A 13,674-nucleotide genomic window follows, 5' to 3' on the forward strand; every position below is an offset into this window, starting at 1 on the left:
TACCGCGTGATCCATCGATTTGTGGCGGTTGGAGTACCGAACGCAGAGTCTTCGCCAAACTCCGCCATTGAGTAATGGGTCCTGGCTTTCGCCAGGACGACGACGGAGGGAGAGCGGGGCGCGCTTACGCCCGCTCGACCCCGATCACGCGACCCTTCTCGATCGCCAGCGCCAGCTCGCCGCGCTTCAGCTTCAGCGCGGCATCGCCGAACAGCTCGCGGCGCCAGCCGCGCAGGGCGGGGACGTCGGCCTCGTCACTGGCTGCGATCTCCTCGAGATCGTCGACGGTCGCGATCACCTTGCTTGCGACTGCATGGCGCTCCGCGGTCATCCGCAGCAGGACCTTCAAGAGCTCGACGATGGCCGCGCCGTTGGAATTGTTGCGCGGCTTCTCCAGCTTCGGCAGCGTCGAGAAATCCCGCGCCAGGCCGCGCTCGACCGCGGCAACGATGTCCGCGCCCCATTTGGATTTCTCGAACCCCTTCGGCACCGAGCGCAGATGGGCGAGCTTTTCCAGCGTGTTGGGGGCGTGGGTGGCGATGTCGCTGACGGCCTCGTCGCGCAGCACGCGGCCGCGTGGCACGTCGCGGCTTTGCGCCTCCTGCTCGCGCCAGGCCGCGACCTCCATCAGCACCGCGAGGTCCTTCGGCTTGCGCACCCGCGTCTTCAGCCGCTCCCAGGCGCGCTCGGGGTGGAAGTCGTAGGTGCGGGGCGAGGTCAGGACCTCCATCTCGATGGAGACCCATTCGCTGCGGCGGCGCTTCTTCAGGTCGGCATCGAGCGCCGCGAATACGTCGCGCAGATGGGTGACGTCGGACACCGCGTAGTGCATCTGCTCCTTGGTCAGCGGGCGGCGCGACCAGTCGGTGAAGCGGTGGGTCTTGTCCGGGCGGTGGCCGGTGACCTTCTCGACCAGCTGGTCGTAGGCGATGCTGTCGCCATAGCCGAGCACCATGGCCGCGACCTGGGTGTCGAACACCGGATGCGGGATGATGTTGGCCTGGTGCCAGATGATCTCGATGTCCTGCCGGGCGGCGTGGAACACCTTCAGCACGGCCTCGTTGCCCATCAGCTCGAAGAACGGCTTGAGGTCGATGCCCACGGCCAGGGTGTCGATGACGATCGCTTCCTCGGGGCTGGCCATCTGCACCACGCACAGCAGCGGGTAATAGGTGGTCTCGCGCAGGAACTCGGTATCGACAGTAATGACGGGGTGCTTGGCCAGTCGGCTGCAGGCAGCCGCAAGGTCAGCGGTGGTGGTAATCAAATCCATGAACGGCCCATGACACTTGATATCAGCCGTTCTGCCGAAAGCGCTGTGATGTCAAGGGGCTCGAAGCGAATTCGAGCCTTGCAATTGGGCCGGAATCGCTCCTTCCGACGAAATTCCTATTCGTAACGGACCCTTTGCGAGGGTTTTCGGGCGCAGGGCAGCGCCACCACGACCACGCACATGGCGACCAGCGCCAGTCCCAGGAACTCGAAAACCAACAGATCCACGGCAAAATCCCCCGACAGAACCGTTAGACTTGTCGGGAGCGTGTTGACGGTCTGTTAATTCCAATGGTTACCGGCGGTGCGGGCGGCCGGATGGTGGACAGCGGGTTAATGGCGCGGACGACCACCATCACGGCATCAGTTTCGGCAAGGCGGCGGCGAGGGCGTCCACGGCGGCGCGGACCTTTAGCGGCATCCGCGGCGAACGTGGCCACAGGGCGTGGCAGTCGTACAGGAATTCCGGTTGGCCCCCGAAGAGACCGACCAGCGCGCCGTTGTTGAGGCGTTCGCGGACCAGCCAGCAGGGTAGCCAGGCGAGCCCCATGCCCTGTGCCGCGGCGTCCGCGATCGCCTCGAGATCGTCGAGCCTGAGCCTGCCGGCCGGCATGATCTCGCGCGGAGGCTGACCGTCCCGCGGAAACAGCCAAGGCCGGACCCGCCCGGAGCGGCGATAGATGATCGCCTGGTGGGCGGCGAGATCGTCGATCGATTTCGGTTTGCCATGGGCGCGCAAATAGGATCGCGCGCCGCACACCACCATTCGCTGGCGAGCGAAGCGCCGCGTAATCAGGCCGGACTGGTTATCGAGATCACCGGTCCGGATCGCAAGATCGTAGCCGCCCTCGACGATGTCAGCGATCGGGTCGCCGAAGGAGAGGTCGAGCTCGAGATGCGAATGTTTGCGCGCCAGCTTCATCAACAAGGGCGCGATGCAGTGCCGCCCCAGCAGCGCGGGCATTGTCACGCGCAGCCTGCCGCGCGGTTCGGATAATTCGTCGGCAACTACGGCGTCAGCCGCTTCAGCCGCGTTGAGCACGGCACGGCAGCGCTCGTAATAGGCTTGCCCTGCGTCGGTCAGGCTCTGGCGCCGCGTGGTACGGTTGAGGAGGCGGGCGCCGAGGCGCTGTTCGAGGAAGCGCACATGCTTGCCGACCATCGGCCCCGACAGCTCCAGCGCGTCGGCGGCGGCTGCGAACGAGCCGAGATCGACGGCCTTGACGAACACGGCCATGCTGGTCAGGCGGTCCATATTGAAAACTCCTGGTTTCGACTGTTCGCTTGTTTGGGTGATTTATCCGCTTCCACGGGACCGGCATAGCTCCATTCAGTTCAACTGATTTGGAGTATATCCCATGACCCGCATCGTTCGCTTTCACCGGCACGGCGGTCCCGAAGTGCTGTGCATCGAGACCGCCAGCGTTCCACCGCCGGCAAAGGGCGAGGTTCAAATCCGGGTCAGGGCACTCGGTCTCAACCGCGCCGAGGCGCTGCTGCGGAGGGGCACGTATATCGAGTCCGCGAAATTTCCGTCCGGCCTTGGTCTGGAGGCGGCCGGCATCGTTGAGGCGGTCGGCGAAGGCGTGGCCGGCTTTGCGCCCGATGACACTGTGAGCATCGTGCCGCCGCTGTCGATGGTGCGATGGCCGGCCTACGCCGAGCTCGCGACGTTTCCGGCCGAGCTCGTCGTGAAGCATCCGCCCGAGCTTGGCTTCGAGGTCGCGGCTGCGATGTGGATGCAATATCTGACGGCCTACGGCGCGCTGGTCGATATCGCCGGACTTGGGCGCGGGGACGTCGTCGCCATCACGGCGGCATCGAGCAGCGTCGGGCTTGCGGCCATTCAGATCGCGAACCGGATCGGCGCTGTCCCGGTTGCACTAACGCGGACCTCGACCAAGCGGCGCGCCTTGCGCGATGCCGGCGCCGCGCACGTGATCGCCTCGGACGAGGAGGACATCGGAGCGCGGCTCGCGGAGATCGCCGGTTCAAACGGCGTCCGCGTGGTGTTTGACGCCGTCGGCGGTCCCGCATTCGAGCCGCTGACCGCGGCGATGTCGCCGGGCGGCATTCTGATCGAGTATGGCGGGCTCAGTCCGGCGCCGACGCCGTTCCCGCTCTTCAACGTGTTGACCAAGAGTCTGGTCCTGCGCGGCTACCTCGTGCACGAGATCATCCGCGATCCCGTGCGCCTTGCGAAGGCCAAGGCATTCATTCTTGATGGGCTGTCGGACGGCACGCTGAAGCCGATCATCGCCAGGACATTCCGATTCGAGGAGATCGTCGAGGCGCATCGCTTCCTGGAGTCGAACGATCAGTTCGGCAAGATCGTGGTGACGATCTAAACGCGCGCATCTTGCGAAACGCATTCGGCGCCCCGTATGACGGAGCGCCGAAGTTCGTTTGGACGTAAGCGTCGGTCTTACGGCAGCTTCAGCGACGTTTCCGCGTTGTACGGCTTCAGCGTCTCGTCGGCCGCTTTCTGGGCGGCGGCGAGCGCCTCCTTCGGCTGCTTCTTGCCGTTCAGGACCAGCATCACCTCGTCCTCCAGCGTCTTGCGGACCGGGACGGTCTTGTAGGTCGCGAACCAGGGCTTTGCGACGTCGAGCTGCTCGACGGCGGTCTTGGCGTCCGGGTTCTTGTTCAGGAAGTCGACCATGTCAGGCGTCTTGTAGGCGGCCATGTTGGGGGCGAAATAGCCGGTGGCGCGGCTCCACCAGGCGCTCTTCTCGGGCGAGGTCATCCACTTGATCAGCGTCCAGGCGGCCTTCTGCTTGTCGGCTTCGAGACCGGCCGGAACGATCAGCGAGGCGCCGCCGATCGGCACGGCGTTGCGGACGTTGCGCGGGATGAAAGCGACCTTGTAGTTGAACTTGGCGTTGTCGCGCACATAGGTCAGCGAGCCCGTGGACAGCATCATCATCGCGGCGTTGCCGGAGATGAAGGAGGTGCTGACGGCGGGACCGGGCGTCGCGCCAGGCGCGTGGACCTTGTGCTTGTAGACGAGGTCGTTCCACCAGGTCAGCGCGCCGAGCATCGAGGGCGTGTCGTAATAGACCTCGCCGCCGAACTCCTCGTTGTAGTAGCGCCCGCCATTGGTCATGGTGAGCGTTTCCATCATCCAGCCGCAATAGTCATAGGCGCAGGGGATCGCGATGCCCCATTGGGTCACCTTGTCGCCCTCGCGCTTGGTGAGCTTCTTGGCCCAGTCGGTCAGCTCCGCCCAGGTCTGCGGCGGCTTGTTCGGATCAAGGCCCGCTTCCTTGGCCTTGTCGGCGTTGATGTAGAGCAGCGGCGTCGAATTGTGGAAAGGCACGCCATAGACCGAGCGGTTGATCACCGCGTTGCCCTGCAGCGCCGGGAAGAACTGGCCGAGGAACTGGTCCTTGGTCTTGCCGTCGGCGGCGATCAGGCCGTCGAGATTGGTGAGCTCGTTCTCGATCTGCATGTCGAGCAGGAAGTTCGCCGACATGATCACGGCGGACGGCGGCTTGCCGGCCTTGATGGCCGCGCGCGTCTTGATCAGCGTGTCGTCATAGGAGCCGGTGTAGACCGCGGTCGCCTTGACCTCGGGATGGGTCTCGTTGAACTCCTTGATCAAGGTGCCCATGTCGCGGGCGAGCTTGCCGTCGACGGGGACGGGGAAGAACAGGTCGATCTCGGTCGGACCTTCGCCGGCGAGCGCGGGAAAGGCGAGGGCGCCTGCCATAGTGCCTGCCATGGCGAGGCCAAGCATGAGCCTGCGGGAAAACAGCATCGGAAAATCTCCTATTTGATGCCTGAGGTGACGAAAGAGCTGATGAATCGCTTCTGGAAGATCAGGAAGGTGACGAGCAGCGGCGCGATTACCATCAGCGTGCCGGCGGCGATGGTGCCCCAGGCCTGGGTGCCTTCGGCCGTTGCGGTGAAGACGGAGAGGCCGACGGTGAGCGGCCGCTTGTCCGGCGAATTGATCACCATCAGCGGCCACAGGAAATCGTTCCAGTGGCTGGTGACCGAGATGATGGCGAAGGCGGAGAAGCTCGGCATCGACAGCGGCACGTAGATGTGGCGGATGCGCTGGAACAGGCTGGCGCCGTCGATCAGCGCGGCATCTTCCAGCTCGGTCGGGATCGCCTCGAAGGCCTGGCGCATCAGGAAGGTGCCGAAGGCGGAGGCGAAGAACGGCATCATCACGCCGGTGAGCGTGTCATAGAGACCGAGCTGCGCCACGAGCGTCAGGTTCGGCACGATCAAGAGCACCGGCACCAGCATCAGCTGCATCAGGAACAAATAGAAGATCAGCGTCTTGCCGGCGAAGGCGAGGCGCGCAAAGGCAAAGCCCGCCAGCGTGATGGTAACGAGCTGCACCAGCAGGATGCCGGTGCAGATGATCGTGGTGTTGAGGGCGTAGCGCGGGAAATCGCCGATCTCCCAGGCATCCCTGACATTGTCGAGCGTCGGCTTCAGGCTCGGCATCAGCTCGGCCATGGCGTTGATGCCGTCCGAGGCGGGGCGCAGTGTCGCAACGCCCATCCAGAGGAAGGGGATGAGCCAGATGATCGCGAGCAGCACGGTCAGCACGAAGCCGAGCTTCGGCGTGATCTCGCGGCGCGTGGCGAGCGGGGCGTCCTTGAGCAGCCAGTCGATCAGCTTCATGGCCCGCCCTCCCGGTTCGCCATCGTCCGGAACGAGAGCGCGGTGAGGCCCATCAGCACGGCGAGCGTCAGCAGCGTGGCCGCCGAGGCCTTGCCGATGTCGTAGTGCTCGACCGCCTGCTGGTAGATGTAGAACAGCACGAGATTGGTCGCGTTGGACGGCCCGCCCTTGGTCATGACGAAGACGTGGTCGACCTGCGTGACCGCATTGAGCGTTGCGATGACAGTGACGAACAGGAAGGTGGGCTTGAGCTCCGGCAGGATGATGTGGCGCAGGCGCTGGTACGGACCGGCGCCGTCCAGATGGGCGGCTTCCATCACATCCTCAGGCACCGCTTGGAGGCCGGCGAGGAAGAACAGCATGTAGTAGCCGGCGTTCTTCCAGATGGTGATGACCATGATGGCGTAAAGCGCGATGTCGGAATCGCCGAGCCAGTTCGGCAGCACCGGCAGCAGGCGGCCGATGTAATAGTCGAGCAGGCCGACATTCGGCAGGAAGATGAACAGGAACAGCGCGGATGCCGCGACCATCGGGATCAGCACCGGCAGGAACAGCGCGGCACGCAGCACGCTGTTGAAGGCGTTGGTGCGCGACAGCGCCAGCGCAAACAAGAGCGCCAGGCCGATGCTGGGGATCGCGGTGCCGACGGCGTAGACGAGATTGTTGACGATCGCCCCGGTGAAGGCGGGATCGGCGAGCACCGCGTTGATGTTCTCAAAGCCGACGAAGCGGACCGGCGCCTTGGGCGTGGCGCGCTGATACAGCGCGTCGATCATCACGCGTCCCATCGCGCCGTAAGTGAACAGCGCGAGGAAGATCAGCGAGGGCAGCAGCAGGAGATAGGCCGGCAGCGAGGCTTTGAAGCGGGCGGAGAACCGCTTCAGGAGAAGCAGGCGCGGCGGCGCAGTTGCCGCGACCGGGAGAGTCGCGGGTTCAGCGAGGCTCATCTCACCGCGCCGGGAAGTTGAGCGCATAGTCGCGGCCGTCCACTCCTGCCGGTGGCTCGAAGGGGAAGCGCAGACTTTCGTCGAGGAAGTCGTGGCTGTGCACGACCAGGTTCTCGCCGTCGATCAGCACCACGCCATAGGCCGGCGGCTCGTGGCTGGCGAGATGCTCGGCGGCGGCAGCGTCAAGCTCGAACCAGACCTGGTGGTTGGTGCCGCGGAGCGTCGAGAACGGAATCTTGCCGTAGCTGCCGAAGATCGGCCGGTGGACATGGCCGAAGAAGAGGTGGCGGATGCGCGAGCGATAGGGCGCAATGACTTCGGCGAATTCGGCGCTCTGCTTCAGTGCGATCTCGTCCATCGCGTGGACGCCGACCGGAAAAGGCGGATGGTGCATGAAGACGACGAACGGCATGTCGGCCGGTGCGGCGGCCAGCGTGCTTGCGAGCCAGCCGAGACGCTTGGCGCACATCTCGCCGGCGTGGCTGGTCTCGTCCAGCGTGTCCAGGAAGACGAACAGGCCGTGCTCGGTGGTGCGCGTGCCCTGCACGAAGCCGTCGGAATCGCGCGGTGCGGCCTTCAGGCCGTCGAGGCAAGCTACGCGTTTGTCGTGGTTGCCGACCATGGCGATGTACGGGATTTTCAGCGCAGCCATCGCGTCTGTGAAATTGGCGTAGGATTCAGGCTCGCCCCAATGGGTGAGGTCGCCGGTCACGACAGCAAATGCAGCGTCGGACTGGTGCTTGTTGATGTCGGCGATCGCCGCGTCCAGCCGGGCGCGCGGATCGAGCCCATAGAGCTTCAGCCCGGGGTTCGCGAGATGCGTATCGGTGATGTGAATGAATTTGAAGGGCATGGCGCGCTTTGTCGGGACTTGTTGGAGGACGGGCGCCTCCGGCAAGATGGCGCTGACAGGCCGTTAGAGCGCGAGTGTTTCAGTTTGATGACAGCGGTTCCCGCGGGCAGGACGTGTCCACAACGTCCACCGGACAGGAATGGATTCGCGCAAGGCGCAATCCATGCAGCGAATCAATTAGAGGTGGTGATGCGGGGGCGTGCGAGCTTTCACGTCCCGCAGAACGTCTGCAACACCCGCTGGTCCGGTAGCGGCGGATCGGCATAAGCCGCATAGTCCGGCTGGTCCTCGAACGGTTTCGCCAGCACCTTCACCAATTCCTCGAACAGCGCGTAGTTGTCATCGTTGACCGCGGCCTGGATCACGGCCTCGACGCGGTGGTTGCGCGGGATGAAGAGCGGGTTGACGGCGTTCATGGCGGACTGCCGCTCGGCGGCGGATTGCGGCTCGGCGGCGAGACGCTCGCGCCACCGCCGGGCCCACTCATCGAAGGCTGCGGGGTCCATGAACTCTGCGCGGGCGTCGTCCGCGGCCGGATCGCCGGCGGCGTCACCCAGCCTGCGGAAGGTGAGGGTGAAGTCGGCCTGGTTCTTCGCCATGGCGTCGAGCAGGTCCTGGATCAGGGCCTCGTCGCCGTCGCGCTCCGTGAACAGGCCGACCTTCTTGCGCAGGCCCGCCTGATAGGCCTTGCTGAATGTCTCGGGGAATGCGCCGAGAATGTCCTGTGCCTGCTCGACCGCCTTCTCCTGCTCCTCGCCGAACAGGGGCAGCAGGCACTCGGCCAGCCGGGTCAGATTCCACAGCGCGATGCGCGGCTGGTTGGCGTAGGCGTAGCGGCCCATCTCGTCGATCGAGGAGAAGACCTGCGCGGGATTGTAGGCATCCATGAAGGCGCAGGGGCCGTAATCGATGGTCTCACCCGAGATCGAAGAATTGTCGGTGTTCATCACGCCGTGGATGAAGCCGACCAGCAGCCAGCGCGCGACGAGCTCGGCCTGGCGCGCGACGACGCCGGCAAGCAGCGCGTGATAGGGCCGCTCGGTACCGAGCAGCTCGGGATAGTGACGGGCGATGACGTGATCGGCGAGCCGGCGGATCGCGTCGGTATCGCGGCGGACGGCAAAGAACTGGAAGGTGCCGACGCGGATGTGGCTCGCGGCGACGCGGGTCAGCACCGCGCCAGGCAGCGCGGTCTCGCGGATGACGTGCTCGCCGGTGACGACGGCGGCAAGCGAGCGTGTGGTCGGAATGCCCAACGCGTACATCGCTTCGCTGACGATGTATTCGCGCAAGACGGGCCCGAGCGCAGCGCGGCCGTCGCCGCGGCGGGAGAACGGGGTGGGACCGCTTCCCTTGAGCTGGATGTCGCGGCGGACGCCGTCCCGGTCGATGACCTCGCCGAGCAGGATCGCCCGGCCGTCGCCGAGCTGGGGCACGAACTGCCCGAATTGGTGGCCGGCATAGGCCATGGCGATGGGGTCGGCTCCATCAGGAACCGTCTTGCCCGCCAGGATCTCGGCGCCCTCAGGGGTCTCCAGCATATCCGGGTCGAGGCCGAGCTGGACCGCCAGCGGCCGGTTCAGCTTGATGAGCCGGGGGGCTGCGACCGGGGTCGGCGCGACCCGGGCAAAGAAGCTGTCCGGCAGCGCCGAATAGGAGTTCTGGAAGGGGAAATGGACGGTCATGGAGGTAAAGATAGGCGGGGAACGCCTGATGGCAAAGGCTTGAGCCCAGATCGGCCAAAAATGGGCCTTCCGGGCCCGAAACAGGCCGTTCCCTTGGTTGCCGCCTTGGGCCTCGTCGGGTAAACCCTGCCGCAACTTTCGGACCGGCCACCTCAGTCGTCCGATTCGCTTCCTCAGACATCAATTTGGGACGACCATGCATCGCTACCGGTCACATACATGCGGCGCGCTCCGCGAGAGCAACATCGGCGAGACGATCCGCCTCTCGGGCTGGGTCCATCGCGTTCGCGACCATGGCGGCGTGCTGTTCATCGACCTGCGCGACCATTATGGCCTGACCCAGTGCGTGGTCGACCCGGACTCGCCGGCGTTCTCGCTGGCCGAAAAGCTGCGCTCGGAATTCGTGGTCAAGATGGACGGCAAGGTCCGCCGCCGCCCTGAAGGCACCGACAACGACGATTTGCCGACCGGCAAGATCGAGATCTATGTCAGCGAGATCGAGGTGCTGGGCCCGGCCGGCGACCTGCCGCTGCCGGTGTTCGGCGACCAGGAATATCCTGAGGATATCAGGCTCAAATATCGCTTCCTGGATCTGCGTCGCGAAAAACTGCACCAGAACATCATGACGCGCGTCGAAATCATCAAGTCGATGCGTCGGCGCATGGAGGGGCAGGGCTTCTTCGAGTTCAACACCCCGATCCTGACCGCGTCCTCGCCGGAAGGCGCGCGCGACTTCCTGGTGCCCTCGCGCATCCATCCCGGCAAGTTCTACGCGCTGCCGCAGGCGCCGCAGCAGTACAAGCAATTGCTGATGATGTCGGGCTTCGACCGCTACTTCCAGATCGCGCCGTGCTTCCGCGACGAGGACCCGCGCGCCGACCGTCTGCCCGGCGAGTTCTACCAGCTCGACGTCGAGATGAGTTTTGTCACGCAGGAAGACGTCTTCGCGGCGATGGAGCCCGTCATCACCGGCGTGTTCGAGGAGTTCGCCAAGGGCAAGCCGGTTAGCAAGAACTGGCGCCGCATCCCGTTCGCCGAGGCGCTGCGCAAATACGGCAGCGACAAGCCGGACCTGCGCAACCCCATCGAGATGCAGGACGTCTCCGAACACTTCCGCGGCTCCGGCTTCAAGGTGTTCGCGCGCATGCTCGAAGACCCCAAGAACCAAGTCTGGGCGATCCCGGCGCCGGGCGGTGGCAGCCGCGCCTTCTGCGACCGCATGAATTCGTGGGCGCAAGGTGAAGGCCAGCCCGGTCTCGGCTACATCATGTGGCGCGAGGGCGGCGAGGGCGCTGGTCCCTTGGCGAACAACATCGGACCTGAGCGCACCGCTGCAATCCGCGCGCAGATCGGTGTCAAGGAAGGCGATGCCGCCTTCTTCGTCGCCGGCGATCCCGACAAGTTCTGGAAGTTCTCGGGTCTTGCCCGCAACAAGGTCGGCGAGGAATTGAACCTCACCGACAAGGAGCGGTTCGAGCTCGCCTGGATCGTCGACTTCCCGATGTACGAGTACAACGAGGACGACAAGAAGGTCGACTTCTCGCACAACCCGTTCTCGATGCCGCAGGGCGGCCTCGAGGCGCTGAAGGGCCAGGATCCGCTGACCATCAAGGCGTTCCAGTACGACATCACCTGCAACGGCTACGAGATCGCCTCGGGCGGCATCCGCAACCACGTGCCGGAAGCGATGGTGAAGGCGTTCGAGATCGCCGGCTATGGCGAGCAGGAGGTGGTTGACCGCTTCGGCGGCATGTACCGCGCCTTCCAGTACGGCGCGCCGCCGCATGGCGGCATGGCCGCGGGCGTTGACCGCATCGTGATGCTGCTGTGCGGCACCACCAATTTGCGCGAGATCTCGCTGTTCCCGATGAACCAGCAGGCCATGGACCTCCTGATGGGCGCACCGTCGGAAGCCACGACCAAGCAGCTCCGCGAGCTGCATGTGCGAGTGAACCTGCCGCAGAAGTGAATGCGTACCCCGGACGCAGCGCAGCGCTTCTTCAGCGGTGCGCTGCAGAGCCGGGGCCCAGACTTCACGGACGGTGACCCTGGGTCCCGGCTCTGCGTCGCGTCATTTCATGCCGCGCCGCGTCCGGGACACGAGACCGCCGAGCGAACGCTCGGCCTACAACCCCGTCGACGCCTCGATGCGGAATTGTGCCAGCGCGACGATCGGCTCGCTGTTCAGGGCGCCGAGCAGCTGAAGCATCGGCACCTTGCCGAGCGGCGTCAGCTTGATGGTGAGCGTTTGCCCTGACGTCTCGACGAAGCCGGCGATGGCATCGACCGCGGTCTTGGCATCGGGATTGGCGGCCGCGATCTTCTCGCCCTGTGCCCGGATCATCTCGACGATGGCGCCGCGCGCCGCGTCGCGGCTGACATTCTGCATGCGGGAGAACTGCGCCACGAGCAGATCGACGACGCCGCTGTCGCGCAGGGAGAGCTCGATCGCGCCGGCTTCGATCTGCCCGGCCTGGCTCATGGCTTGCACCGGGTCGGCCGTGAACACGCCGCGCGGCACGTTGGCGAGTGCGAGGCGGGCCTGCGCCTTGGCGAGGTTGCCGAGGTCGATGGTGGCCGGCGCGAGCGCCAGCGCGCCCGAGGACTCCGTCCAGGCCGCGCCGAGATCGAGGTTGATTGCCAGTTTGTCGATGCCGGCCATCGTCAGCGGCAGCTGCGTGGGATTGGCCGGATCGGTGGGGGCGACCATCTTCACGACCAGATTGGCCTTGCTCGGGATCGACCCGACCAGTTGGCCCCAGTTCAGGCTGATCGTGTCGATGGTGACGAGCTGCCGCGTGTTCTTGTAGGGCGAGACCACGCCCTTGATCTCGGCGCCTTCGAGCACCCGGAACAGGCCCAGCATCTGATCGGGCGAGGGCGGCTGCCCGGGCGTGGTGAGGCTCGCGGCCCAACGAAACAGGTTCGCCAGGCTGAGCGATTTGAGCGCGAAGCGCTCCATCTTCACTTGGCCTTGCGGCGTCGGCGCATCCAGGCCTTCGAGCGCGAACTCGCCCTCCTGGTATCTGATCGCCCTGAGCCGGGGCGTCCCTTGCGGGGTCGTGATCGACATGGTGCCGATCTCGATCTTGCCGACGCGAAGGCCGTCATAGAGGCCGGCGAGCTTCTCCATCATCTCGCGCGATTGCGCCGGGGTCGGCTGGACGGAGCGGTCCGTCGGCAGCAGTGCCAGAATCTCGGCCGGCCGGAATTTTGACGGCTGGACCGCGATATCGGCGATCGCGATGCCGTCGACCTGCATCCGCACGCCGTGCGTCGACGTCGCCACGTAAAGGCCGCTCGACATTTGTCCGTAAACGCGATGGTAGCTGTCGTCGTTGGCCTTCTGCGGATCGAGGGCGGCGGCGATTGCGGTCGAGTCGAAATCATTGATGATGAGGTCGGACATCTCGCCGGTCAGCTTGTCCGCCTTGCCGGCCTGCTCCACGTTGATCGTGAAGGAGGCGCGGTCGGCCTTCATCGCGTCGACCTTGCCCTTGCCGAGCTTCTGGATCGCGAGCCCCGAATAGACGACCTCGCCGCTGCCGGCGGCGCCTTTGCCGGCATCGAAGGCGATGGTGAGGGTCGGTGCCGTGACTGAAGATGCGGTCACGCTCGCATACTGATCGAGCACAAATCGGTACAAGTCGATCAGGGCGCCTGACGCCGGCGCATTCTGGACGTGAACTGGGCCCGCGTAATCGCGCATGATCATCTGCGGGATCTTGTAGGAGGCTTTCAGCTTCCCGGGGCCGACTTCGTCCAGCGCGACCTCGAAACCGGAGATCTCGATGCTGTCGGCCGCAAAGCGGGTCTCATCGGTCTGGCGGAGGCCCATTCCCTTGATGCCGGCGATCTTGACGTGCGCCTGTGGCTGCCCGGCGGGATCGACTGCGATGTCCTCGATGGTCAGCGTCCGGCTCGTCACGTCGAACGCCACCTTGCCGTGGCTTGCCTTGCCGCCCTGGCTGCGGATCCGGTCGAAGACGGCCTCGATCTCCGCGGTGGCGCGATGTCTGGCATAGAGGTTGAAGCCGAACCATCCGCCCGCGGCGAGCACGGCGAGTGCGATCAGGCCGATCAGGATCCGCTTCATTCTCAGCTCCAGTTGCTCGTTTTGCACTGCGCAACCTGCCATATTCGCAAAGCGCGGGGCGGTCCAGGGAAAGCTATGGTTTTCAAATATTTGACCGTGCGGCCTGTTGATGGGGGCGGAATCGGATGTTGCCACCGGGGCGCCGGCCGTGCTTCATCCCGTTTCCATGACCCGGAATAC

The 13,674-nt window shown here is 65.1% G+C and carries 10 protein-coding genes; 2 read left to right on the top strand and 8 right to left on the bottom strand.

Going from position 1 to position 13,674, the window contains the following annotated elements:
* Nucleotides 1–124 precede the first annotated feature (124 nt).
* Nucleotides 125–1,273 (bottom strand): ribonuclease D, encoded by a 1,149-nt coding sequence (rnd, locus tag ACE10W_RS17985; protein WP_011086908.1) that lies wholly within the window; start codon nt 1,271–1,273, stop codon nt 125–127.
* Nucleotides 1,274–1,627: 354 nt separating this feature from the next.
* Nucleotides 1,628–2,527, bottom strand: coding sequence for a LysR family transcriptional regulator (locus tag ACE10W_RS17990; RefSeq protein WP_375762653.1), 900 nt, complete (start codon nt 2,525–2,527; stop codon nt 1,628–1,630).
* A 103-nt stretch (nt 2,528–2,630) separates the two neighbouring features.
* Here ACE10W_RS17990 and ACE10W_RS17995 point away from each other — a divergent pair, with 103 nt between their 5' ends.
* Nucleotides 2,631–3,620, top strand: coding sequence for a zinc-dependent alcohol dehydrogenase family protein (locus ACE10W_RS17995; protein ID WP_028171117.1), 990 nt, complete (start codon nt 2,631–2,633; stop codon nt 3,618–3,620).
* Between the two features lie 77 nt (nt 3,621–3,697).
* On the opposite strand, the gene ACE10W_RS18000 is transcribed toward ACE10W_RS17995, so the two are convergent.
* From ACE10W_RS18000 to ACE10W_RS18020, 5 genes are all read right to left on the bottom strand, one after another.
* A complete protein-coding gene (locus ACE10W_RS18000) occupies nt 3,698–5,032 on the bottom strand; it encodes an ABC transporter substrate-binding protein (protein ID WP_028171118.1) in 1,335 nt (444 codons plus the stop codon).
* Between the two features lie 11 nt (nt 5,033–5,043).
* Nucleotides 5,044–5,913: a carbohydrate ABC transporter permease gene (locus tag ACE10W_RS18005; protein ID WP_060911762.1), complete on the bottom strand. Its 870-nt coding sequence runs from the start codon at nt 5,911–5,913 to the stop codon at nt 5,044–5,046.
* On the bottom strand, nt 5,910–6,860 hold the full coding sequence (locus ACE10W_RS18010; RefSeq protein ID WP_271556795.1) for a carbohydrate ABC transporter permease: 951 nt from the start codon (nt 6,858–6,860) through the stop codon (nt 5,910–5,912). The genes ACE10W_RS18005 and ACE10W_RS18010 overlap by 4 nt, the downstream gene beginning before the upstream one ends.
* Before the next feature lies 1 nt (nt 6,861).
* Nucleotides 6,862–7,713, bottom strand: a complete 852-nt coding sequence (locus ACE10W_RS18015) for a phosphodiesterase (RefSeq protein WP_271556796.1) — start codon at nt 7,711–7,713, stop codon at nt 6,862–6,864.
* 209 nt (nt 7,714–7,922) lie between these two features.
* Complete coding sequence (locus ACE10W_RS18020) at nt 7,923–9,398, bottom strand: YdiU family protein (RefSeq protein WP_271556797.1); 1,476 nt, start codon at nt 9,396–9,398, stop codon at nt 7,923–7,925.
* 196 nt (nt 9,399–9,594) lie between these two features.
* On the opposite strand from ACE10W_RS18020, the gene aspS reads away from it, so the two are divergent.
* A complete protein-coding gene (gene aspS, locus ACE10W_RS18025; RefSeq protein ID WP_271556798.1) occupies nt 9,595–11,367 on the top strand; it encodes an aspartate--tRNA ligase in 1,773 nt (590 codons plus the stop codon).
* 156 nt (nt 11,368–11,523) lie between these two features.
* On the opposite strand, the gene ACE10W_RS18030 is transcribed toward aspS, so the two are convergent.
* Nucleotides 11,524–13,494, bottom strand: a complete 1,971-nt coding sequence (locus ACE10W_RS18030) for a hypothetical protein (protein WP_271556799.1) — start codon at nt 13,492–13,494, stop codon at nt 11,524–11,526.
* Between the last annotated feature and the right edge of the window lie 180 nt (nt 13,495–13,674).

This window comes from Bradyrhizobium sp. B025, from assembly GCF_042257955.1.
In the GTDB taxonomy this organism is placed as follows: Bacteria; Pseudomonadota; Alphaproteobacteria; order Rhizobiales; family Xanthobacteraceae; genus Bradyrhizobium; species Bradyrhizobium diazoefficiens.

Coding starts and splice junctions, on each gene's coding strand:
- rnd (WP_011086908.1), bottom strand. CDS start 1,273: ATGGATTTGATTACCACCACCGCTGACCTTGCGGCTGCCTGCAGCCGA.
- aspS (WP_271556798.1), top strand. CDS start 9,595: ATGCATCGCTACCGGTCACATACATGCGGCGCGCTCCGCGAGAGCAAC.
- ACE10W_RS18005 (WP_060911762.1), bottom strand. CDS start 5,913: ATGAAGCTGATCGACTGGCTGCTCAAGGACGCCCCGCTCGCCACGCGC.
- ACE10W_RS18010 (WP_271556795.1), bottom strand. CDS start 6,860: ATGAGCCTCGCTGAACCCGCGACTCTCCCGGTCGCGGCAACTGCGCCG.
- ACE10W_RS18000 (WP_028171118.1), bottom strand. CDS start 5,032: ATGCTGTTTTCCCGCAGGCTCATGCTTGGCCTCGCCATGGCAGGCACT.
- ACE10W_RS18030 (WP_271556799.1), bottom strand. CDS start 13,494: ATGAAGCGGATCCTGATCGGCCTGATCGCACTCGCCGTGCTCGCCGCG.
- ACE10W_RS18015 (WP_271556796.1), bottom strand. CDS start 7,713: ATGCCCTTCAAATTCATTCACATCACCGATACGCATCTCGCGAACCCC.
- ACE10W_RS17990 (WP_375762653.1), bottom strand. CDS start 2,527: ATGGACCGCCTGACCAGCATGGCCGTGTTCGTCAAGGCCGTCGATCTC.
- ACE10W_RS17995 (WP_028171117.1), top strand. CDS start 2,631: ATGACCCGCATCGTTCGCTTTCACCGGCACGGCGGTCCCGAAGTGCTG.
- ACE10W_RS18020 (WP_271556797.1), bottom strand. CDS start 9,398: ATGACCGTCCATTTCCCCTTCCAGAACTCCTATTCGGCGCTGCCGGAC.